20 protein-coding genes are annotated in these 22567 nt (G+C 43.6%); 15 read left to right on the top strand and 5 right to left on the bottom strand.

Annotation, left to right across the window (positions count from 1 at the left end; genetic code table 11):
- The first annotated feature begins 150 nt into the window (after positions 1-150).
- From trpD to GQF63_RS14825, 6 genes are all read left to right on the top strand, one after another.
- On the top strand, positions 151-1140 hold the full coding sequence (gene trpD / locus GQF63_RS14850) for an anthranilate phosphoribosyltransferase (RefSeq protein ID WP_160370028.1): 990 nt from the start codon (positions 151-153) through the stop codon (positions 1138-1140).
- Positions 1133-1780: a phosphoribosylanthranilate isomerase gene (locus GQF63_RS14845; RefSeq protein ID WP_160370027.1), complete on the top strand. Its 648-nt coding sequence runs from the start codon at positions 1133-1135 to the stop codon at positions 1778-1780. The genes trpD and GQF63_RS14845 overlap by 8 nt, the downstream gene beginning before the upstream one ends.
- Positions 1758-2942: a tryptophan synthase subunit beta gene (gene trpB, locus GQF63_RS14840; protein WP_160370026.1), complete on the top strand. Its 1185-nt coding sequence runs from the start codon at positions 1758-1760 to the stop codon at positions 2940-2942. Before GQF63_RS14845 ends, trpB begins: the two co-directional genes overlap by 23 nt.
- Positions 2943-2946: 4 nt before the next feature.
- Entirely contained in the window at positions 2947-3708 is a 762-nt protein-coding gene (gene trpA, locus GQF63_RS14835) for a tryptophan synthase subunit alpha (RefSeq protein WP_160370025.1), read from the top strand.
- Between the two features lie 275 nt (positions 3709-3983).
- Positions 3984-4418, top strand: coding sequence for an HYC_CC_PP family protein (locus GQF63_RS14830; RefSeq protein WP_160370024.1), 435 nt, complete (start codon positions 3984-3986; stop codon positions 4416-4418).
- 59 nt (positions 4419-4477) lie between these two features.
- The gene (locus GQF63_RS14825) at positions 4478-7180 is read left to right on the top strand and encodes a TonB-dependent receptor domain-containing protein (RefSeq protein WP_160370023.1); all 2703 of its coding nucleotides are present in this window, start codon (positions 4478-4480) and stop codon (positions 7178-7180) included.
- 25 nt (positions 7181-7205) lie between these two features.
- On the opposite strand, the gene GQF63_RS14820 is transcribed toward GQF63_RS14825, so the two are convergent.
- The 4 genes from GQF63_RS14820 to floA form a co-directional block, all read right to left on the bottom strand.
- Complete coding sequence (locus tag GQF63_RS14820) at positions 7206-7796, bottom strand: Maf family protein (RefSeq protein ID WP_160370022.1); 591 nt, start codon at positions 7794-7796, stop codon at positions 7206-7208.
- On the bottom strand, positions 7796-8314 hold the full coding sequence (locus GQF63_RS14815) for a KdsC family phosphatase (RefSeq protein ID WP_160370021.1): 519 nt from the start codon (positions 8312-8314) through the stop codon (positions 7796-7798). Before GQF63_RS14815 ends, GQF63_RS14820 begins: the two co-directional genes overlap by 1 nt.
- 110 nt (positions 8315-8424) lie before the next feature.
- Entirely contained in the window at positions 8425-8547 is a 123-nt protein-coding gene (locus GQF63_RS19885; protein ID WP_281346845.1) for a hypothetical protein, read from the bottom strand.
- Positions 8548-9265: 718 nt separating this feature from the next.
- A complete protein-coding gene (floA, locus tag GQF63_RS14810) occupies positions 9266-10243 on the bottom strand; it encodes a flotillin-like protein FloA (protein ID WP_160370020.1) in 978 nt (325 codons plus the stop codon).
- Positions 10244-10382: 139 nt separating this feature from the next.
- Between floA and GQF63_RS14805 the strand changes: the two genes are divergently transcribed.
- From GQF63_RS14805 to GQF63_RS14770, 8 genes are all read left to right on the top strand, one after another.
- Complete coding sequence (locus GQF63_RS14805) at positions 10383-11510, top strand: hypothetical protein (RefSeq protein WP_160370019.1); 1128 nt, start codon at positions 10383-10385, stop codon at positions 11508-11510.
- Positions 11511-11520: 10 nt separating this feature from the next.
- A complete protein-coding gene (locus GQF63_RS14800; RefSeq protein WP_160370018.1) occupies positions 11521-14964 on the top strand; it encodes a hybrid sensor histidine kinase/response regulator in 3444 nt (1147 codons plus the stop codon).
- The gene (locus GQF63_RS14795) at positions 14952-15785 is read left to right on the top strand and encodes a CheR family methyltransferase (RefSeq protein ID WP_160370017.1); all 834 of its coding nucleotides are present in this window, start codon (positions 14952-14954) and stop codon (positions 15783-15785) included. Before GQF63_RS14800 ends, GQF63_RS14795 begins: the two co-directional genes overlap by 13 nt.
- The gene (locus GQF63_RS14790) at positions 15785-16357 is read left to right on the top strand and encodes a chemotaxis protein CheB (RefSeq protein ID WP_160370016.1); all 573 of its coding nucleotides are present in this window, start codon (positions 15785-15787) and stop codon (positions 16355-16357) included. The genes GQF63_RS14795 and GQF63_RS14790 overlap by 1 nt, the downstream gene beginning before the upstream one ends.
- A 7-nt stretch (positions 16358-16364) precedes the next feature.
- Entirely contained in the window at positions 16365-17972 is a 1608-nt protein-coding gene (locus GQF63_RS14785; protein WP_160370015.1) for a response regulator, read from the top strand.
- Between the two features lie 82 nt (positions 17973-18054).
- Entirely contained in the window at positions 18055-18591 is a 537-nt protein-coding gene (locus GQF63_RS14780; protein WP_160370014.1) for a plastocyanin/azurin family copper-binding protein, read from the top strand.
- Between the two features lie 182 nt (positions 18592-18773).
- Positions 18774-20180: a dihydrolipoyl dehydrogenase gene (lpdA, locus tag GQF63_RS14775; protein WP_160370013.1), complete on the top strand. Its 1407-nt coding sequence runs from the start codon at positions 18774-18776 to the stop codon at positions 20178-20180.
- A 59-nt stretch (positions 20181-20239) separates the two neighbouring features.
- Positions 20240-20647 (top strand): acyl-CoA thioesterase, encoded by a 408-nt coding sequence (locus GQF63_RS14770; protein WP_160370012.1) that lies wholly within the window; start codon positions 20240-20242, stop codon positions 20645-20647.
- A 70-nt stretch (positions 20648-20717) separates the two neighbouring features.
- Here GQF63_RS14770 and GQF63_RS14765 read toward each other — a convergent pair whose 3' ends face one another.
- Positions 20718-20939 (bottom strand): DUF3817 domain-containing protein, encoded by a 222-nt coding sequence (locus GQF63_RS14765; protein ID WP_246163557.1) that lies wholly within the window; start codon positions 20937-20939, stop codon positions 20718-20720.
- Between the two features lie 191 nt (positions 20940-21130).
- Between GQF63_RS14765 and lpdA (GQF63_RS14760) the strand changes: the two genes are divergently transcribed.
- Positions 21131-22519 carry a dihydrolipoyl dehydrogenase gene (gene lpdA / locus GQF63_RS14760; protein WP_160370011.1) on the top strand — a complete coding sequence of 463 codons (1389 nt, stop codon included), beginning with the start codon at positions 21131-21133 and terminating at the stop codon, positions 22517-22519.
- The last annotated feature ends 48 nt before the right edge of the window (positions 22520-22567 follow it).

Genomic DNA, 22567 nt, shown 5'->3' with positions numbered 1-22567 from the left:
ATTTGTTCAATAAGTAATGACAATAAATATCTTAAATACAGCTTGGTGGTGGCACAACAATTAATGTTGTGGCAAAATCCTATTCGTTGAATTTAATGATACAAAAATAGTGGGCTTGCCTTGTGGGCAAGCCTTTTTTTATGCCATATTATGAAAGAGATATTAATACATTTATTTGAGTACAAGTCTTTTACAAGACAAGAGGCTTACAACATCCTGACGAATATTGCGACAGGAAAATACGACAGCCACCAGATTGCGGCTTTCATGACCATCTACGGAATGCGCAGCATCCGTGTGGAGGAGCTTGGCGGCTTTCGGGATGCCATGTACGATCTCTGCCATAAAGTAGACTTCCAGGGCTATGATCTTATCGATATGTGTGGCACGGGTGGCGATGGTAAAAACACCTTCAATATCTCCACCTTGGCGTCTTTTGTGGTTGCCGGAGCGGGATACCACGTGGCTAAGCACGGCAATGTTGGGGTATCCTCGGGCTGTGGCTCCTCCAATGTGATGGAATACCTTGGCTATACCTTTAGCAACGATAAGGAGCAGTTGCAAGCGCAGCTCGAGCGCGCGAACATCTGTTTCCTACATGCGCCCCTGTTCCACCCTGCCATGAAAACCGTTGCTCCCATTCGCAAAGCATTAGCCGTTAAAACCTTTTTCAATATGTTGGGGCCTTTAACCAATCCTGCAAATCCGAAGTTCCAGTCGGTAGGCGTCTTCAGCTTAGAATTAGCCCGATTATACGCATACCTGTATCAGGGAAGTGATAAGCAATACAGCATTATCCACGCTTTAGATGGTTATGATGAAATCTCCTTAACCGGCGATTTCAAAGTGATTAACAATGCCGGAGAAAACTATTATACCGTACAGGAATTAGGCTTCGAGCCGATTCAGGCCGATGCACTGGCTGGTGGTAACACTGTAGAGGAAGCCGCACAGATCTTCCGTCAGATTATTGAAGGAAATGGTACCGACGCGCAGAACAATGCCGTATTAAGCAATGCAGCCTTCGGCATCAAAACCTTCCATCCGGAGAAAAGCTTTGCCGATTGCTATTATGAAGCAGAATCTTCATTATTAGGCTTAAAAGCCTTGAACAGCTTTAAACAATTAATCCATGGCTAAGCAAGGAAAGCTCCTGGTAAAAGTATGCGGTATGCGCGAGAAAGCCAATATTGAAGGGCTATTGCAATTGCCTATCGATTATATCGGTCATATCTTTTACCCGAAGTCGCCTCGTTATCTGGCTAGCCCGCTAGCCATCAGCTACCCAGCCTCGGTCAAGAAAACCGGCGTATTTGTCAACGAATCACAAGAGCAGATTAAGCAGCATATCCAGGATTTCGACCTGAATGCGATCCAATTACATGGCGATGAGCCTGCGGCCTTCTGCCAAGCATTTCAGGCTAGTGGCGTAGAAATTATTAAGGCTTTCGGCATAGACGATGATTTCAACTGGGATCGTTTAGCGCCCTATCTACCATACGTCGATTATTTCCTCTTCGATAGCAAAAGTGCTGCTTACGGCGGAACAGGAAAAGCCTTTAATTGGAATAAACTGAAAGATTACCCTTACGATAAACCCTATTTTTTAAGCGGCGGACTTTCCCTAGAAAACCTAAAGGAAGTGCCTGCCTTTGCAGATGCCCGGTTAATAGGCTTAGACCTGAACTCGAAATTTGAAACAGAACCCGGCTTAAAAGATCTAGATACCTTAAAAAAAGCATTGAAAATAATCAACCATGAGCAAATATCAAGTAAATAAAGAAGGGTATTATGGCCCATTTGGTGGCGCCTATATCCCCGAAATGTTATACCCGAATGTGGAAGAGCTACAGCAGCAATACCTCGATATTATGGCCGATCCTTCCTTTCAGCAAGAGTTCGAACAGCTCCTTCGGGATTATGTAGGTCGCCCATCCCCCTTATATCGGGCCAACCGACTTTCGGAAAAATACAAAACCAACATCTACCTCAAGCGCGAGGACCTCAACCATACCGGTGCCCATAAAATCAACAATACCATTGGCCAGATCTTATTGGCAGAGCGCTTAGGCAAGAAGCGTATTATCGCCGAAACCGGAGCCGGGCAGCATGGTGTTGCCACAGCCACAGTTTGCGCCTTGAAAGGCCTAGAATGTGTGGTTTATATGGGCGAAATCGACATCAAAAGACAGGCACCTAATGTAGCCCGCATGAAGATGATGGGAGCTACCGTTGTGGCGGCGCAATCGGGTAGCAAAACCTTAAAAGATGCCACCAATGAAGCGCTACGCGATTGGATTAACAATCCGGTAGATACACATTACATCATCGGATCGGTGGTAGGGCCACACCCTTACCCCGATATGGTAGCTCGCTTTCAATCCATTATTTCCGAAGAAACCAAAAAGCAACTCCTGGAGAAAACAGGAAAAGAAAACCCCGATATCGTGATGGCCTGTGTGGGTGGCGGATCCAATGCCGCCGGCATGTTCTATCATTTCCTAGACGCTGAAGACGTGCAATTGATTGCTGTGGAAGCTGCCGGACACGGGGTAAACAGCGGCGAGTCTGCGGCAACTACCGTGTTGGGCAAGGAAGGCGTGCTGCATGGCAGCCGTTCCATCCTGATGCAAACCGAAGACGGACAAGTGATCGAGCCTTATTCCATTTCCGCAGGATTAGATTATCCGGGCATCGGCCCGCAACATGCCTGGTTGTTTAAGTCAGGACGCGGCAGCTATGTAAGTGCTACGGATGATGAAGCCATGCAGGCCGGCCTACTGCTGACCAAGCTGGAAGGTATCATCCCGGCTATCGAGTCTTCACACGCCTTAGCGCATTTGGAGAAAATGAACTTTAAAGGCGATGAGACCGTTGTCATCTGTCTTTCCGGACGTGGCGATAAGGATTTGGATAATTATATGAACTATTTTGGATTTTAAGAGCATGCAGATAACAAAACACGCCAATGGATTATTATCCATCTATTTTACGGCAGGATACCCCCATATAGATAGCACCCTGGAAATAGCGAAAGCCTTGGAAGCCGCGGGTGCAGATTTCTTGGAAATCGGATTCCCTTATTCCGATCCGGTGGCCGATGGCCCTACCATCCAGCACAGTTCGGAGGAAGCCCTAAAAAACGGAATGACCCTCAAGGTCTTATTCCAGCAGCTCCAAGATTTACGCAAAGAAGTCAGCATTCCGGTTTACTTAATGGGTTATTTCAATCCGGTATTACAATTTGGAGTGGAGGCCTTTTGCAAAGCCTGTAAAGAGGTGGGAGTTAACGGTACGATTATTCCCGATTTACCCATGTATGAATACGAAGCCCTCTACCAACCAATTTTTGAGGAAAACGGCATCAGCAATATCTTCTTGGTTACTCCACAAACATCGGAGGACCGCATCCGGAAGATCGATAAATTATCCACCGGTTTTATCTACCTGCTCTCCTCGAATGCCACCACAGGGAAGCAATTAAATATACAGGAACAGTCGGAAGCCTATTTCAAACGTATTCAAGCGATGGATTTAAACAGCCCTTTAGTGATAGGTTTTGGTATTCATAACCAGGACACCTTCCAGAAGGCTACCCAATATGCACATGGTGCCATTGTCGGCACCGCCTTTGTCAAATTACTTCGTGAGGAAAATTACTTAGCGAAGATTCCGGAATTCATCCGAGGCATCAAGAACAAAAAATAAGGCTATTAAAAAAGGGGACTCACATCCCCTTTTTTAATTACTTAATTAACTCTATTGAGAATTTTATTAAATAAAAAAATGACCACGCCTGCCGCTAATGTCAGTCCCCCGACACCAATATACAGCAAACTAGGATGTGCAGCTAATTGTTCCATAATATTTTTAGGTTTACTATAAAAGTTATTCGAATATATAATCGAAGCTTCTTTTAAACAAGAAAATTACAAAGAAAATTTTCCACAATTGTTTCAAACTTTTCTATCTTTGATTTATCCATGAGAAAAATAGTTGCCATAATGCTTTTGATGATTTATTCTGTATGCAGTACAGGAGCAACCATCTATATGCATCATTGTGGAAAACGTACGTTGATCTCCTTGATGGATGAAGCCGAAGTAACTCATCAGCAATGTCCTTTTTGTGTGGAACACCATCACAATCAAGACCATAGCGAAGCTGATGGCAGCTGCTGCAGCGACAATGACATGTGCAAAGATGTGCAGGTAGAACTTAAGAATGATACCGAACAGCAACAGTCGTCCTATCAGCAATTGTTTCATTTTTACCCGGCCATCGTTGTTTTACCATGGATAAGCCCATTTATTGCCCAATGGTTGGAGGAATCAAAACCCCAACAAATTCAGGCAACCCCACCCCAATGGGCCTACGAAAACCCTGTTTACATTCTTAACTGCACCTTCAGAATTTGATTTTATTATTGATATCAACCCAATTTATTTCAAAAAATTGATTCAATAATAAAATTAACATGTACTTATATAGAATTTTCCCAATCCTAATATTATTATTTTGTGGGGCTTTAGCACAGGCCCAAACAGCTTTAACCACCGTAAGTTTTGAAGTGACCGGCAATTGTGCCATGTGTAAAAAACGCATCGAAAAAGCAGGTAAAGAAGCTGGAGCACAAAGTATCGAGTGGAGCCAAAACAGCCATCTAGCCACCGTAAAAGTAGATACAAACAAAGTATCCATCGATCATATCAAGAAGCAGATTGCAGCTGCCGGCCATGATACCGACACGCATCGTGCCGCAGATGAAATTTATGAAGTGTTACACGAATGTTGCCTTTACGAACGCTTAGGTGATGATGATCACGACCATGAGGGCCACGATCACGAAGGCCATAAGCACGACGATCATGACCATGAAGGACATGACCACAACCATGAAGGGCATGACCATGCCGGACACGACCATGCGAAGCATGACGAAGATGGTGGTCACAACCACGATCATGACCATGAAGTAACCGGCGTGGTAGTCGATGAAAACGACAAAGGCGATTTAAAACCCATTGCGGAAGTAACCGTTTACTGGGCAGACGAACCTGCGAAAAAGGTGAAAACCAATGAAAACGGCGTTTTCAAAATTATGCACGTGAAACCTTTCCGTTATTTGGTCATTTCCCATGCAGGCATGCAAAGTGACACCGTAGAGGTGAAAAATCTGCATGACATAGTCGTGGTGCAAGCCAAGAACAATGTGCTTAAGGAAATAGTTATTTCCCGCCGTCAGAAATCAAATTACATCTCCAAACTTACGCCTAACCGCATTGAAACCTTAACCGCGAAGGAACTGTTTAAAGCGGCATGTTGCGACCTGAGTGAAAGCTTTACCACCACCGCATCGGTGGATGTGGTCAGTAGCGATGCCGTAACGGGTAGCAAGCAAATCCAGATGTTAGGCTTAAGTGGCATCTATACGCAGTTAACGGTAGAAGGCTTACCGGGACCACGTGCTTTCTCGGCCCCCTTGGGCTTAAACAGCATCGCCGGTACCTGGATCGAAGCCATCAACATCAGTAAAGGGATTGGCTCCGTAGCCAATGGCTTTGAAAACATGGCCGGACAGATTAATATTGAACTTAAAAAACCACATAACAGCGAGAAGTTATTCCTGAATGCCTACGCCAACAATATGGGCCGTACGGATATCAACTTAAACTTAGCACATCACCTGAACGAAAAATGGTCGGTAGGCCTCTTATTGCACGACAACTTTATGTACAATAAGAAGATGAACTTCAGTGATAATGGTTTCCGAGATATCCCCGTGGGGAACTTATTCTCCGGTATTAACCGTTGGCATTATGAAAACGGAAAAGGTGTTATTGCGCAGTTCGGCGTGAAATTCCTGCACGACGATCGTATTGGTGGTCAAGTAGATTTCAATGAAGATACCGACAAATTTGGGCAGAACCGCTATGGTTTAGGCTTCAATAACCAGCGTATTGAAGGTTTCGGAAAACTAGGCTATGTATTTGCAGACAATAAGCACCGCAGTATAGGCTTGCAGCTTTCGGCCAGCCGCTACAAGCAAGAAAGCTTCTTCGGCCACAACACCTATGACAATGAGCAGAAGTCGATCTACGCCAACTTACTATACCAAGATATCTTAGGCTCGGTAGCTCATAAATATAAAGTAGGGGCTTCCGTTCAGCACGATAATCTGGACGAAGAAATAGGCCGCAAAACACAGCAGCAACAAGATTACCTCTTGAACTTTGGTCGCAAAGAAACCACTACCGGTGCCTTTGCTGAATATACCTTCAGCCCATCGGAGAATTTCGACGCTGTTTTAGGCTTACGTCAAGATTATAACAACCTCTATGGATGGTTTACCACCCCACGTGCGGTTCTACGCTATCAACCGGCTTTGGGTACTACCTTGCGTTTAAGCTCGGGCCGCGGACAACGTACCGCCAATATCTTTGCAGAAAACTTAGGAATCTTTGCGTCCAGCCGTGTAATTCAGGACTTAGTCGGCCTAACAGCACAACCTAATGCCTATGGTTTAAAGCCCGAAGTATCTTGGAACACCGGGATTACCATTGACCAGAACTTCCAATTATTTGGTCGTGAGTCTGGCATTTCGGTAGAGCTCTTCCACAATAATTTCGAAAACCAAGTGGTAATCGATTGGGAAGAGAGCCAACAAGTAAGTTTCTATAACCTACAGGGCAAGTCTTATTCCAACAGTATTCAGGCGGAATTCCGGTTCATGCCGATGCAGCACTTTGAGGCACGTATGGCCTACCGGATGCTGGATGTTAAAACCGATTACGAATCGGGCCGTTTAGAAAAACCATTGAATGCAAAACACCGGGGTTTCTTAAACCTGGCTTATAACCTGCATTCAGGCTGGAGTTTCGATTATACCTTGAACGCCGTGGGCACAAAACGCTTACCGCAGACAGCATCAACCTCTAGTCAGCAAACCGCAACACGATCTGATGCCTATGTAACCATGAATGCGCAGGTAAGTCGGAGCTTTGGTAAAAACAAAAACTTCGACCTCTATGTAGGTGCGGAGAACTTTACCAACTACTATCAAAAGGACCCGATCTTAGCGTATGATGATCCTTTCGGTGCCAATTTCGATACCAACCTGGTATGGGGACCGATTACAGGACGCATGTTCTATACCGGCATCCGTTACCATATTAAATAAGAAAAGGGGCTTAAGGCCCCTTTTTCTATACTAGTCGTTTCAATTCTTGTTGCAAACGGGCTGTTGGCAGCCCTATCACGTTCTCATACGATCCGGCAATCTGTTTAATGCCGATTCTGCCTATCCATTCCTGAATACCATAAGAACCTGCCTTATCCAAGGGTTGATAGCGATCTACATAGTAGGCAATCTCTTCGTTAGATAAGGTACTGAACCAAACCTTTGTTTCTTCAGCAAAGGAAAAGCGTTGCCCTTGAAAGGCTAAAGCCACCGCAGTATAGACCAAATGTGCACGGCCGGATAGCGAGGCAATAACCGCCTTTGCCTCCGCCAAATCGCGGGGCTTACCCAGCACCTCCCCTTCTTCATTCACTACAATTGTATCGGCGCAAATCACCAAGGCATCCTGGTAGGCAGCGCTATCAAACGCATTTAATTTAGCTTCTGCAATCGCCCGCACAATAGCTACCGCCGAGGCGTTTGCATCAAAGGTTTCATCCGTTTCCTTCACTTCAACGGTAAAATCCAAATCCATGGAAGCCAGCAATTCTTTCCGCCGCGGCGATTGCGACCCCAGAATAATGCGGATATCTTTTAATTTTTCTTGTAATAACATTAAACACTTTTTATCTGGGTTTCTACCCCCCACATCCCTTGAATCTTCAATATCTTCTCCAAAATATCGCGCACCACACCACGCCCACCTTTAAACGGCGACATGTAATGGCTAATCTGCTTGATATCTTCTACGGCATCCTGCGGACAGGCGGCAATACCCACCAGTTGCATCACTTCATAATCGGGCATATCATCGCCAACATAGAGCAGGTATTCCGATTCAATTTCATACTGCTGCATCAAACTTTCCAATACATCCCGCTTATTGCTCACCCCCAGGTGAATCTCTTGAATACCCAAACCTTCCAAGCGTTTGCGAACGCCCTCCGACTTGCCCCCGGAAATGACCCATAAGTGCAAACCCATCTTCACGGCAAGCTGCATGGCATAGCCATCCTTCACATAGAAAGTCCGCAATTGCTCGCCCGCTTCGGTCACTTGAAGGGTACCATCCGTCAGCACACCATCCACATCCAAGATCACCGCTTTTATCTTTGAAAACTTTTGAAAAATCATTTTGTTGTCCTTTGTTCAAAAATAAGAGGAATATTTCAATTAACCTTTTGTTCTTATTAATCTAATATTGCCAATATTTTATTTGTTATAACAGTTAAATCAGAGAATTGTCAGAAATTAGTTGCAGGGGAAACTTTTTCTTCCAAATCCTTTGCAAAATTAAATTCTTGCTTTACCTTTGTGTCATAATTCGAAGGATAAGTAGAATTATTAGTTAAAATTTGTCTTTTCATAATTTAGGTTTATAATTGGTTAGTATCAAACCCTGGCGCCCATCGTCAGGGTTTTTTCGTGGGGTACGGGAAGGTGGGCAGTGCTTTTAAACAGGGGAGGCTTATTATTACGTGCTGTCATCGTGAGAGGGTAAAATGTTTGCAAAATTTATTGGAAAGTGATGACATTTAGTAGTATTGCTTGTTAAGCTTTGCTTACAAACTGCGGCCCGCTTTATATTACGTGCCGGCAAGTATTGTCATCGTGAGCGGAGTCGAACGACTGGTACGTCAGTGCAATCAGCAACACCTAACAAACTTATTAAAACCATTTTGCGCCAACATCCATGAACAACTATTTTTAATATTGCCATTATTTCAATGCGTATTATGGCGTACTACCTGCACTGACGTACCAGTCGTTCGACTCCGCTCACGATGACAGCACGATGACAGCACGATGACAGCACGATGATAGCACTATGAAATCATAATGGCAAAATTACGACAGTAACCTCTCCCCTTTCACCCCCCTATCTTACCCTATTGCAAAGGGGGTTAATACGGGTGTGAAAGGGGAGTGAAAGGGATCTAAAAAGGGAGAAAGCAGTTCTTGCCCTAGGCTAGTGCATAAACAAAAACACCCGAAAGGCAGCAATCGCTACGCTTCGGGTGATAGATATGGGCACCTTCTTCCTGTTTAAAAAAGGTTAAAGGGCCCTATTAAGGTGGTTAGTTGTTACTTTTTCTCGGGGCCGTTGGGCTTGGAGATGGATGTGCGCATATCGGTATCGGCTTGGATGTTCTGCATTTTGTAGTAATCCATCACACCGAGGTTTCCGTTTCTGAAGGCTTCCGCCATTGCTAAAGGCACCTGCGATTCTGCTTCAATTACTTTTGCTTTGGCTTCCTGTGCTTTGGCGCGCATTTCTTGCTCAGAAGCTACGGCCATGGCACGGCGTTCTTCAGCACGCGCATTGGCTACTTTCAAATCGGCCTCTGCTTGGTCGGTCTGTAATTTAGCCCCTACGTTTTCACCGATATCGATGTCAGCAATATCAATGGAAAGGATTTCAAAGGCTGTACCGGAGTCCAAGCCTTTAGATAATACGGTTTTAGAAATACGGTCAGGATTTTCCAACACCTCCTTATGGTTGGCGGAAGAACCAATGGTTGTTACAATACCCTCGCCTACACGGGCCAGGATTGTTTCTTCACCAGCACCACCCACTAATTGGTTGATGTTGGCACGCACCGTTACTCTGGCTTTCGCAATTAACTGAATACCGTCTTTGGCAACGGCCGCCACGGGAGGCGTATTGATGACCTGCGGATTTACCGACAGCTGTACAGCATCAAACACATCACGACCGGCAAGGTCAATAGCAGTAGCCAATTTAAAGTCTAACGGAATATTGGCCTTATCGGCAGAGATTAAGGCTTTAATTACTTTATTCACATTCCCTCCGGCGAGGTAGTGGGTTTCGATTTCGTTCGTGGTAATTTTTAATCCGGCTTTGGTGGAAGTAATCATGGCATTGGTCACCAAGGCTGGAGATACTTTCCGTAGACGCATTAACACGAGGTTTAATAAACTAATTTTAACATTCGATAATTGGGCGGTAAACCAAAGGTTTACAGGCAGGATATACAATAGGAAAATAATGGCAATAACTGCCCCAATAATGATTAATACGAGTTGAAAAGCTGGATCCATTTAATTTAAGATTAATAAAAACTTCAATTTACTAAAGATATAAATTTTATTTAACACACAAGAGCCCATTTTCAGTTTAAACATATTTACTGATGAATTATTAACTATATTTAATTCTTGACTAATTGATATAAACATTATGCAACTATTGGAAGTAAACCATCCAGAACGCATAAAACTTTTTTTAGACCTTCCGGCCCGGATAAACAAACAGAACCCCGCTTATATCCATCCTATGAATCAGGATATCGAGTCGGTTTTTGATAAGAAATTGAATCCCGCTTTTTCACAGGGCAAGGCTTGCCGATGGATTTTGCTGCATCCCGATGGTACCTGTATTGGCCGAATCGCTGCCTTTCATCATATGGACAAACAGCAGCAACAACAGCAGGCAGGCTGTGGCTTTTTTGAATGCATAGACAGCCAAGAAGCGGCCGATATGCTGTTCGAGCAGGCGAAAACCTGGCTCGCAGCGCAAGGACTGACCCAAATGGATGGCCCGGTAAATTTCGGCAACCGCGACCAATGGTGGGGCTTACTGATTGATGGCTTTCACCCTCCTGTATATGGCATGTTCTACCATCCGCCCTATTATCAGGCGCTATTTCAGCAGTATGGCTTTCAGCCCTTGTTTTGGCAGTATACCTTCCGCAGGGCGCTGCATGCCCCACTGAGTGCAAGTCTGAAACGTAGGGCCGCTCGGATCATGGCGCAGCCCGACTATCAGTTTGCCGACAGCCGCGGATTGAGTACCGACAGCCTGGCGGAACAATTTCTAACCATCTACAATGCTGCCTGGCAACATATGGAGGGGGTAAACCCCTTAACCTTGCCCCAAGTGCAGCAGCTTCTCGCTAAATTAAAACCTATTTTAGATAAAAAAATAATCTGGTTTGCTTACTTCAAGGGGCAAGCAATCGGTTTTTTTGTGAATATTCCAGACTTAAACCAGCTCATTGTGAAATTTTTACGGCATGGAAGTTTAAACATTTACCAAAAATTCAGACTTTTGTATCGAAAAACATGGAAACAATGTCCAACAATGCTTGGCTTCGTTTTTGGCATCCACCCCGACTTTCAAGGTCGTGGGGTAGAAAGCGCACTAATTTTTAAGTTCGCCTCGCAATTTCGGGAAAAACGGAAAAGCGGTTATCAGGAGATTCAAATGAACTGGATTGGCAGTTTCAATAAACCTATGCTCCGGGTAATGCAGGCATTAGATGCCGAATGCTATAAAACACATTGCACGTATAGATATACCTTTTAATGGTTAACATATGACAATTGAAATCACGAAACTTAATACTTTACGCTGGCGCGCGATGTTTAGCATTGTGCTGGCGACCTTGGTGATTATAGGTTCCTTTTGGTATTTTATGGGGAAACAAAAGGAATACACCAATGCCATGAAGGATTACCTGGATTTGGCGCAGGAGAAATTCTACTTATTACAAGAATGGGAAATGGAAATTCAGCAAATTTCCAAGTTCAATTCCTTAGAGCATAATGTGAGTGCCTATTCGCGCGAGCGTGCCGGCAACCAGATCAATGAAATCATTAATAAGCTTGCCCAAACGAATATTCTTTTCGATAGCATTCCGCACAATACGGTAAAGTTGAAGGAGGTTTCCCATCAAATCTTAAGCCATAGCGAGCGCAAGTCGGCCAACAACTTAGACAGCATTTCCAGTGTATTAGCCGACGAGCAAGAGCTCATAATGACGGCGAGCAATGACTTTTCGAACGAAGTGATTAGCCAGCGTTCCCTGAAAACCCTTCAGAAGCTCGATAAACTAAATACCACCCGCAACATCAGCATCGCATTAGGATTATTGGCCTTAATCGTGATTCTGTTTGTGATCTATCAAATTTTAAACATCCTCGATTACCTACGCCGCACTTCGCTGAAAGAAAAAGAATTAAATGAGCAATTCTTGCAGACGAATCAGCAGATGGAGGAACTCAATTGGGTGTTAAATAATTCAGCCAAGGTACATACCATTATTAGTGGCAACCTCTCTGAGCATAGCATTGCTAACCATGCCTTAGCCATTGTGAAAGAAGTATTGAACAGTTATTCCGGCACCATCTACATTCGGAAAGTAGACTCGTATGAAATGGCTTTACGCAGTTCATTTGGCTTGGACGAGAAACAACTGCCCAAAAACATAATGATTGGCGAAGGTATAATTGGTGAAGTTGCCGAATCGAAAACGCCACAGATTATTAAAGTTTCCGACTTAAAGGATATAAAAATAAATACCAGCATTATTGCGGAGCTTCCGGCAGAGGTCATCATCTTCCCGATTATTTTTGAAGATTACTGCATCGGTATCATTGAGGTATTCGGCAGCTTCCCGGATGAGAAGCACGAGAACATCGTGAATTTCTTAGGCCGTGCAAGTAGAGCCATCGGATCGGCGATTAAATCGCGTCAGGATCAAAGTCTGGTAGAAGATCTGTTGGCAGAAACACAGCATCAAACCGAGGAGCTGGAAGCACAGCAAGAAGAATTACGCATTACCAATGAGGAATTGGTGTATAAAACCAACCTCTTGGAGGCTTCAGAAGAAGAATTGCGGGTGCAACAGGAAGAACTTTCGCAGGCCAATAAGGAATTAAACGAAAAGGCCAGCGAGCTGGAGAAACGCAATGATGACTTGAAAACGGCGCAGGCTGAGGTAGAGCTGAAAATTGCCGAGGTGGAGCAGGCCAGCAAATACAAATCGGAATTTATGGCCAATATGAGTCATGAACTGCGCACGCCATTAAACAGTATCTTGATTTTAGCGAAGCTTTTACAAGATAATAAGCTGCAGAACCTCACCGAAGATCAAATCAAGTATTCTTCTGTAATCTATAATGCAGGATCTGATCTGTTGCAATTAATCAATGAACTGTTAGACTTGGCCAAGATAGAATCGGGTAAAGTCGACATCAATAGAGAATCAATTCGTACGGCGGATTTTGCGCAGAATGTGGAAAGCCTATTTAAGGAGATGGCTGGCGATAAAAACATCAACTTCCAGATTGATATTACGGAAGCACCGGAAAGCTTTGTGACGGATGAGTATCGCCTGGAACAAGTGACCAAGAACTTCTTATCGAATGCCTTTAAGTTTACCGAGAAGAATGGCAACATTGAATTGAAAGTGCAGCTCTTGCAAAACAACCTGCATTTTACGGTGAAGGACTCGGGGATCGGTATCTCCAAAGAGAAACAGGCGATTATTTTCGAAGCCTTCCGTCAGGAAGATGGCTCCACCAGCCGTAAATATGGTGGTACGGGCTTAGGTCTTTCCATCTCCAAAGAAATTGCCTCCTTGCTTGGCGGCCGCATTACGTTGGAGAGTGAATCGGGTGTAGGCAGTAAATTCACCTTGATTATTCCTTATATGGCCAGCGACATGGAAATGAGCCATGCTGTTGCGGAGCCTGCCATCCGGGAAGCAGCAAAGGAAACCCGCAAGCAGGAAGGGAAAGAAAAACCGAAAGCGGCAGCGCCATTGGCGGCCTTAAAACTAGAACCGGGCGAGAAGAATATTTTGATTATTGAGGATGACATCAACTTCTCGGAAATTCTGAAAAGCTTCGCTGAAGGTTATGGTTTTAAAGCTAACCAAGCCTATGATGGTGAAACGGGTATTCAAATGGCCAAAGCACAAATTCCGGATGCGATTATTCTGGATGTGATGTTACCGATTGCCGATGGTTGGGAAGTGTTACGCACCTTGAAGAACACCGAGGAAACCAAGCATATTCCTATTCACATGATGTCGGCCGCGAGTTTCGATAAAAAAGAATTTCTGGAGGACGGCGCTATCGGCTTTATGTCTAAACCGGTTACCGAATCGAGCATTGCTTCGGCCTTTGAGAATATTAAACTAAACCTTAACAAAGGGGTTAAAAAGATCTTGTTGATTGAAGACCAGGAGTTTCAGAGCGATTTGATCAAAAAAGCCTTCGCAGAACAGCAGATCAACGTCATCCAGGCCTTTACTATTGAATCGGGATTGAAGAAACTGGAGCAGGAACCAAATATAGACTGCATTATTCTGGATATTAAATTGCCGGATGGTAGCGGTTTAGAAATGTTGGATCAGATTAAAGCGAAGGATAAATTCGAGCGCTTGCCGGTGATTATCAATACGGCCTATGACCTGACCACCGAACAGACGGAACGCATTATGCGCCATACCCAATCGATGGTATTGAAGTCGAGTAAATCCAATACCCGCCTAATCGATGAGGTTAACCTCTTTTTGAACAAGTTGACCGAACCGAGTTATAACCCGATGAAGAATGCCGAAAAAGTGGCCAACAAGGCGACTTATGGCACCTCTAATTTGGAAGGGAAACGCGTATTGATTGCTGACGATGACATGCGCAATGTTTTTGCTTTGACTTCCTCGCTGCAGCAATATAACATGCAGATTGAGATTGCCAACAACGGCAAGGAAGCCGTGGAACTGGTAAACGAAACTGGCAAGCAAATTGATATCGTGCTGATGGATATTATGATGCCGGAGATGGATGGTTATGAAGCGATTCAGGAAATCCGGAAAGATAAAAAGAACAACAACCTCCCTATTATCGCTGTTACGGCAAAAGCCATGAAGGGAGATCGCGAGAAATCGATCGAATTGGGTGCTAGTGATTACATCAGTAAGCCTATTGACATCGATAAACTTGTTTCATTAATGCAAGTATGGCTGAGTTAAACGAAACGCATGAGTTAAGCTTTGCGGAGATTGAAGACCTGGTGTTCTTATTAAAGAACATCTCCGGATTTGATCTTTCCGGGTACACGCGTTCGTCGCTTAAGCGGCGGATACAACGTATCATGGGCTTGGAGCACATGGATATTGTGGATTTGAAGAATGCTTTGGTGAATTTGCCGGGTTTTCAAACCTACTTTATTCAGGAAGTGACGGTAAATGTGACGGAGATGTTCCGGGATCCTGCTTTTTACCGGAAACTGAATAGCGATATCCTGCCCTACCTTTCCAGCTTTCAACGCATCAAAATATGGAGTGCGGGCTGCTCGACGGGTGAGGAGGTCTATTCCTTAGCGATATTACTAAAAGAACAACAATTGAACGAGCGTGCCTTTATTTATGGCACGGATATAAACAGCCAGGTATTGGATGTAGCAAAAAAAGGCATCTATCCTTTGAAGAAGTTTAAAGAGTATACCGAGAACTTCAATGCTATTCATTTGAAGGAGAATTTTTCTTCATATTACACAGCGCGTTATGATGCGGCGATCATCAATCATGATCTGCGGCAGAATATTTTGTTTTCTACGCATAACCTTGCCAGCGATCAGGTTTTCAACGAGTTTCATTTGATTACCTGCCGCAATGTGTTGATCTACTTTGATTTAAAACTTCAAGAACGGGTGATCAACCTCTTTTATGAGTCGCTGGCCTTGTTTGGTTTTTTATGCCTAGGCACCAAAGAGACCTTGATTCGACATGAGGTCATGAAGAATTTCAAGGTGGTTGATAAAGAGTTGAATATTTATCAAAAGATTAAATAATGATCGAGAAACCTGCAACCCACATGATTGCCATTGGCGGCTCGGCAGGCGCTTACGAATTGATCGTGGAGCTCCTGGAAAGCCTACCGGCACATTTTTCTGTGGCCATAGTGGTGGTGTTGCATCGGAATTCGAAATATGAAACAAAAATAGAATCCAGTTTATCACAACGACTCAATAAGAAAGTCATCTCCGTGAAGGACAAAATGACCGTCCTTCCGGATAATATTTACTTCGCCCCGCCGGGATATCACCTGTTGATAGAGCCTCATTTTAGCTTTTCCTTGGATATCTCTGAGCCGGTGCAATTTTCAAGGCCCTCTATCGATGTATTCTTCGAATCGATGGCCGACATCTACCAAGATAAGGGTACCGCCTTCTTGCTGTCGGGTGCTAACACCGACGGAACCTACGGGCTGAAACGCCTATTGGAAATGCAGGCAACCTGTTATATACAGGACCCTAAGGACGCCAAAATAGACACCATGCCTAGAAGCGGCATGACGGTTTCCAAAAAAATAAAGACACTGAATAACGCTGAAATCATAGATTTCTTTAGTCAACTAATTTAATGCTATAATGAAGACGATCAACATTTTACTCCTTGATGATAAAGAAGAAAACATCATCAGTTTACATGCTTTATTGCAGGATGTTGAACATGTGAACATCATTTCATCGACCGATCCGAACGATGCATTAAAGATCTGTTGGAAGGAAGAAATCTCCATTGCCTTGGTGGATGTACAGATGCCGAAGATCAATGGTTTTGAGTTTGTTTCCATCCTCAAGTCTAATCCGAAGACCAGCCATATTATGGCGATTATGGTTACGGCCATTTCAAAAGAAGACAAGTACTTGCTGCAGGGGCTGGAAAGTGGTGCCGTAGACTACCTTTACAAACCGCTGAACCCGGAGATTACCATTGCGAAAGTAAAGTCTTTTGTGCAGCAGATTATTATTCAGCAAGAAATAAAAGAGAAAAACAAGGAACTGGAAGAATCGCGGTTAGAGCTTTTACAAACCAAGGAGGAAGCCATACAAGCGCGAAAATCAAAGGAGATTTTCCTGGCGAATATGAGTCATGAAATCCGTACGCCGATCAATGGCATTATGGGGATTATGCATATGTTTAAAAGCTCGGATCTTTCCAACGAGCAACGCGACTGGTTGAAACGCCTAGACAATGCCTCCCAATCTTTATTATTGATTATTAACGATATTCTGGATCTTTCCAAGATTGATTCAGGCATGCTGAAGATCGAATTCGAAGATTTTAGTTTGGATAAGATGATCGAGGATATTAACCGCATCTATAAAATTAAGGCCAACCATAAGGCGCTGGATTTTAAAATTCAGGTGGACGATGGGGTGCCGCAATACATCCGCTACGATTCCCTGCGTCTGCAGCAGATCATCAGTAACTTTATTTCCAACAGCTTGAAGTTTACGGAAAAGGGTAGCATCACCCTGCACATCAATATCCTGGAGCAACGAGAAAACAATTTCCTGCTGCGCTATACGGTAAAAGATACAGGCATTGGGATTAAAGAGGAATCGGTAGATAAGATTTTCTTGGCCTTTGAGCAAGCCGATGACGGCATTACCAAGAAGTTTGGTGGCACCGGATTGGGCTTAGCTATTGTGAAGCGCCTGGCGAAATTGCTGAACGGACAGGTGGGTGCCAGCAGCGTATATGGGGAAGGTTCGGAATTTTTCTTTGAAGGCTGGTTTGAGGCGACAAGCCCGGCAGATGAAAGCAAGGAAAGCAGCGACCCTTCTTACAACACCTTTCCGAAGCTACAAGACATGCGTGTGTTGGTGGCCGAAGACAACGACCTGAACTCCTTTATGCTGGCGCATATGCTGCGCAGCTGGAATTGTGAGGTAGATATTGTGCGCAACGGTCGTTTGGCCTTGGAAAAGGTGGAAGCCAACCATTATGACCTGATCTTGATGGATACCCATATGCCTATTATGAGTGGTTTTGAAGCCATCAAGGAAATCAAGAACCACATTACACCCGAGAAGCACGGTATTCCGATTATCACGATTTCGGCTTCGGTATTGGAACATGAGCAGGCTGCCGCCTTTCAGGCAGGTGCCGATGGGGTGATTGGGAAGCCCTTTGATCCGATTGAATTGTATCAGAAAATTGTGGCTGTCACAACAAAGCTAAAATCCTAATAATAATTGCATTTATTAGGTTAACAATCGTTATACTAAATAATTTGTAGTAAATTCGAATAAATTATATTAAAGTTTAGTTATGAAAAAATTATTTTTAGCTCCTGCCCTTGCCCTAGCAATTGGAATCTCTTCATGTGGTAACAATGCAGAGAAAAAAGAGGAGACTACAACAACCGAATCAACCCCTGCAGAAACCCCTGCTGCAGCTGAAGAGACTGTTCCTGGTATTGAGAATGTAACTTTATCAAACACATGGACCGTTGAAGGGAATGATCAAATGCAGTATAACATTAACTTAATCCGTGTAAAAGCGGGTGAGCCTGTAGAATTGACGTTGAACAACGTTGGTAAAATGCCTAAAGAAGCTATGGGTCATAACTTTGTGGTTTTAAAACCTGGTGTAGATATCCCTACGTTTGGTGGTGAAGCTGCTTCAGCTGCTGATAATGAGTATATCCCTAAATCAGCATTGACTTCTATCGTTGCTCACACGAAACTTTTAGGTCCAGGTGAATCTGATAAAATCACTTTTACATTAGAAAAAGGGGTTTATCCATACTTATGTAGTTTCCCAGGTCACTTTGGTATTATGCAAGGTAAAATTGTAGCTGAATAATTCGGCCTACACTGGAAAAGATAAAAAGCCCCGCCTGTCGGGGCTTTTCTTTTAAATGATTGCTAAGATGTTATTTTAACGTCATTTATGCGGAAATTAAGTTGCCTAAATATTGAAATGCTTTCGTTAAATAGCTATTTAAATAGTAAATTTGGGCCATAAAAAAATATAAAAAAGACGCTATGCAATACGACGTAATTGTAATCGGTAGTGGCCCTGGTGGATATGTTGCTGCTATCCGTTGTGCCCAATTAGGTTTGAAAACTGCGGTAATTGAAAAATACAGCACCTATGGTGGTACCTGTTTAAATGTAGGTTGTATTCCTTCGAAAGCCCTATTAGACTCATCTGAACATTATCATAACGCTGCGCACAACTTCGCAACGCACGGTATCAGCTTGAGCTCATTGAAAATTGATATGAAACAGATGATCGCTCGTAAGAACGACGTCATTGCTCAAAATACTGCTGGTATCTCTTTCCTATTCAAGAAAAACAAAATCGACGGATACGAAGGGTTAGGCTCATTTGTTGATAAAAACACCATCAAAATCACAAAGAACGATGGTTCAACAGAAGAAATCAAAGGTAAAAACATCATTATTGCTACAGGTTCTAAACCTACAGCATTACCTTTCTTACCGGTTGATAAACAACGCATCATTACTTCAACAGAAGCGTTAAACTTAACAGAAGTGCCGAAGCACCTGATTGTAATCGGTGGTGGTGTAATCGGTTTAGAGTTAGGATCGGTATACGCACGCTTAGGTGCTAAAGTATCGGTTGTGGAATATGCAAAATCTATCATCGCTACCATGGATGGCGGATTAGGTAAAGAATTGCAACGCGTATTGAAGAAAAACTTAGGCATGGAATTCTTCTTAAGCCATAAAGTTACTGGTGCTACTGCCAAAGGCAAAAAAGTAACCGTAACGGCTGAAGATGCTAAAGGACAAACCGTAACCTTAGAAGGCGATTACTGTATCGTGGCTGTAGGTAGAACAGCTTATACCGAAGGTTTAGGCTTAGAAAACATCGGTTTGAAAACCGAAGAAAGAGGAAATAAAATCACGGTGAATGAGCACATGGAAACTTCGGTACCAGGTGTTTATGCTATTGGTGATGTGGTTCGTGGTGCCATGCTTGCGCATAAAGCGGAAGATGAAGGTATCTATGTGGCGGAACACATCGTTGGTCAGAAACCGCATATCGATTATAACTTAATCCCGGGTGTAGTATACACATGGCCTGAGGTTGCTTCCGTTGGACTTACCGAGGAACAATTGAAAGAAGCGGGTAAAAAATACAAAGCTGGAAGCTTCTCCTTTAAAGCATCGGGCCGTGCGAAAGCATCAGGCGATACAGATGGTTTCATTAAGGTATTAGCAGATGCAGATACTGACGAAGTATTAGGTGTACACATGATTGGCCCACGTGCGGCTGATATGATCGCTGAGGCGGTTGTAGCCATGGAATACCGTGCTTCTGCCGAAGATATCGGACGTATTTGCCATGCTCACCCTACCTTTACAGAGGCCTTGAAAGAAGCGGCGCTGGCAGCCACTGCAAATAGAGCGATTCACGCGTAACAAAACAGCAAGAAGGCAAACCGAGGTTTGCCTTCTTTGTTATTTACAAAATTTGTTTCATGAACTTTTATACGAGAAAATGGGTAAAACCCGAAGACCTCAATCCGAACGGTTCTTTATTCGGAGGTACCCTCTTGCGTTGGATTGATGAAGAAGCTGTAATCTACGCGATTGTGCAACTGGGCAACCCACATGTGGTAACCAAGTATATATCGGAGATAAACTTCGTATCTTCTGCGAAGCAAGGCGATATCATCGAACTGGGTATCGAGGCGATCCACTTCGGAAACAGCTCCCTAACCATGCGTTGCGAAGTGCGCAATAAAATCAGTCGGAAAACCATCCTTTCCATCGATAAGCTGGTCTTCGTCAATCTAGATCCCGCAGGGAATCCCGTTCCCCACGGTAAGACGAAGATTACTTATGACTATATGAGTATCGAAAAGGATATCAATAAACGCGATTAAGCCGCTTTCTGCGCTTGGATCTCGCGCTTCAAATCTTTCTCTACCCAGAAGGATACCACAGGAATCAAACTCAGGATGAAATACTTAACAACGCGGCCAAAGGTCCAATTGTCGTTTGCCAACAAGCAATCAATAGCACCACAAAAAGAACAACCAGAAATCCATGGATGGAACCTGCAACACGCACGGCTTCCGGAATGCCGGCGAAGTACTTTAAAGGCATAGCGACAAAGAACAATAAAATAGTGGAAATGGCTTCCCAAAGGGCTACTTGTTGAAATATACGTAACATAGTTAATCTATTAGAATTCGCAAAATAAATCAATTACTGCAGTTTCCAAAAGCGATCTCTTTTCTAATAATATTTATGACACTTCTGTGCTATTTTCCACCTAATTAGGATAAACTAATGGAAAGAGTAAATAAAAAATGTGTACTTTTGGATAATTGAATTACGCAACAACATAACGACAACTAATATTTATGAATTACGACATTATTGTTATTGGTAGTGGTCCAGGCGGGTATGTAGCTGCCATCAGAGCCTCCCAATTAGGGTTCAAAACAGCCATTATCGAACGTGAAGCATTAGGAGGAATTTGCCTTAACTGGGGTTGTATTCCGACAAAGGCACTACTCAAAAGTGCGCAAGTATTCGAATATTTAAATCATGCCGAAGAATATGGTATCAAAGTAAATGGTGGTGAAGCAGACTTTGGCGCTATCGTAAAAAGAAGTCGTGGTGTAGCCGATGGCATGAGCAAGGGAATCCAGTTCTTGATGAAAAAGAACAAGATCGACGTGATCATGGGTACCGCAAAGATTAAAAAAGGTGGAAAAATCGAGGTGAAAGCCGAAGATGGATCAACGAAAGAATATACAGCAAAACATACCATCTTAGCCACAGGTGCGCGCTCTAGAGAGTTGCCTAACTTACCACAAGATGGCAAGAAAATTATTGGCTACCGCCAAGCGATGAACCTACCTAAGCAACCTAAGTCATTAGTTGTTGTGGGTTCTGGTGCTATCGGTGTTGAGTTTGCATACTTCTACAATGCCATCGGTACGCAAGTAACCATCGTTGAGTTTATGGACCGTATCGTTCCGGTTGAGGATGAGGAAATCTCAAAACAATTGGAGAAATCGTTGAAGAAAGCCGGTATCAATATCCTTACGAAATCTGAAGTACAGTCGGTAGATACCAAAGCTGATCTTTGTAAAGTAAGCATCAAAACCGCAAAAGGTGTGGAGACTATTGAAGCTGAGGTTGTTCTTTCTGCGGTTGGTATTACGCCAAACATCGAAAACCTAGGTCTGGAAGAAGTTGGTGTTAAAACCGACAAAGGCCGCGTGTTGGTAGATGACTACTATAAAACGAATATCGATGGCGTATATGCTATCGGTGATATCGTGAAAGGTCAGGCTTTAGCACACGTTGCTTCTGCGGAAGGTATTACTTGTGTAGAAAAAATCAAAGGATTACACGTAGATCCTATCGATTATAACAACATCCCTGGATGTACTTACTGTTCTCCGGAAGTTGCATCTGTAGGATTTACAGAAAAAGCAGCTAAAGACGCTGGATACGAAGTGAAAGTTGGAAAATTCCCATTCTCAGCTTCTGGTAAAGCATCAGCTGCAGGTGCAAAAGATGGCTTTGTAAAAGTAATCTTCGACGCTAAATACGGTGAATTCCTAGGTGCTCACTTGATCGGTGCCAACGTAACAGAGATGATCGCTGAAGTGGTAGTAGCCCGTAAATTAGAAACTACAGGCCACGAAGTATTAAAAGCTGTGCATCCACACCCAACAATGAGTGAAGCGATTATGGAAGCTGTAGCAGACGCTTACGGCGAAGTAATCCATCTGTAATTTAGACAGGAGATTTGAGATATGAGATATGAGAACTTAACAGCTCAT

It is taken from the genome of Sphingobacterium humi (genome assembly GCF_009768885.1).
Classification (GTDB): Bacteria; Bacteroidota; Bacteroidia; order Sphingobacteriales; family Sphingobacteriaceae; genus Sphingobacterium; species Sphingobacterium humi.
The sequence above is the reverse complement of the archived record's forward strand: the minus strand, read 5'-3'. Positions and strand labels throughout refer to the sequence as shown.

What these genes read in the sequence shown, in the direction of transcription:
- trpA (WP_160370025.1), top strand. Translation starts at nt 2,947, where the DNA reads ATGCAGATAACAAAACACGCCAATGGATTATTATCCATCTATTTTACG.
- GQF63_RS14780 (WP_160370014.1), top strand. Translation starts at nt 18,055, where the DNA reads ATGAAAAAATTATTTTTAGCTCCTGCCCTTGCCCTAGCAATTGGAATC.
- lpdA (WP_160370013.1), top strand. Translation starts at nt 18,774, where the DNA reads ATGCAATACGACGTAATTGTAATCGGTAGTGGCCCTGGTGGATATGTT.
- GQF63_RS14820 (WP_160370022.1), bottom strand. Translation starts at nt 7,796, where the DNA reads ATGTTATTACAAGAAAAATTAAAAGATATCCGCATTATTCTGGGGTCG.
- GQF63_RS14785 (WP_160370015.1), top strand. Translation starts at nt 16,365, where the DNA reads ATGAAGACGATCAACATTTTACTCCTTGATGATAAAGAAGAAAACATC.
- trpB (WP_160370026.1), top strand. Translation starts at nt 1,758, where the DNA reads ATGAGCAAATATCAAGTAAATAAAGAAGGGTATTATGGCCCATTTGGT.
- GQF63_RS14790 (WP_160370016.1), top strand. Translation starts at nt 15,785, where the DNA reads ATGATCGAGAAACCTGCAACCCACATGATTGCCATTGGCGGCTCGGCA.
- floA (WP_160370020.1), bottom strand. Translation starts at nt 10,243, where the DNA reads ATGGATCCAGCTTTTCAACTCGTATTAATCATTATTGGGGCAGTTATT.
- GQF63_RS19885 (WP_281346845.1), bottom strand. Translation starts at nt 8,547, where the DNA reads ATGAAAAGACAAATTTTAACTAATAATTCTACTTATCCTTCGAATTAT.
- GQF63_RS14795 (WP_160370017.1), top strand. Translation starts at nt 14,952, where the DNA reads ATGGCTGAGTTAAACGAAACGCATGAGTTAAGCTTTGCGGAGATTGAA.
- GQF63_RS14845 (WP_160370027.1), top strand. Translation starts at nt 1,133, where the DNA reads ATGGCTAAGCAAGGAAAGCTCCTGGTAAAAGTATGCGGTATGCGCGAG.
- lpdA (WP_160370011.1), top strand. Translation starts at nt 21,131, where the DNA reads ATGAATTACGACATTATTGTTATTGGTAGTGGTCCAGGCGGGTATGTA.
- GQF63_RS14830 (WP_160370024.1), top strand. Translation starts at nt 3,984, where the DNA reads ATGAGAAAAATAGTTGCCATAATGCTTTTGATGATTTATTCTGTATGC.
- GQF63_RS14805 (WP_160370019.1), top strand. Translation starts at nt 10,383, where the DNA reads ATGCAACTATTGGAAGTAAACCATCCAGAACGCATAAAACTTTTTTTA.
- GQF63_RS14765 (WP_246163557.1), bottom strand. Translation starts at nt 20,939, where the DNA reads ATGTTACGTATATTTCAACAAGTAGCCCTTTGGGAAGCCATTTCCACT.
- GQF63_RS14800 (WP_160370018.1), top strand. Translation starts at nt 11,521, where the DNA reads ATGACAATTGAAATCACGAAACTTAATACTTTACGCTGGCGCGCGATG.
- GQF63_RS14770 (WP_160370012.1), top strand. Translation starts at nt 20,240, where the DNA reads ATGAACTTTTATACGAGAAAATGGGTAAAACCCGAAGACCTCAATCCG.
- trpD (WP_160370028.1), top strand. Translation starts at nt 151, where the DNA reads ATGAAAGAGATATTAATACATTTATTTGAGTACAAGTCTTTTACAAGA.
- GQF63_RS14815 (WP_160370021.1), bottom strand. Translation starts at nt 8,314, where the DNA reads ATGATTTTTCAAAAGTTTTCAAAGATAAAAGCGGTGATCTTGGATGTG.
- GQF63_RS14825 (WP_160370023.1), top strand. Translation starts at nt 4,478, where the DNA reads ATGTACTTATATAGAATTTTCCCAATCCTAATATTATTATTTTGTGGG.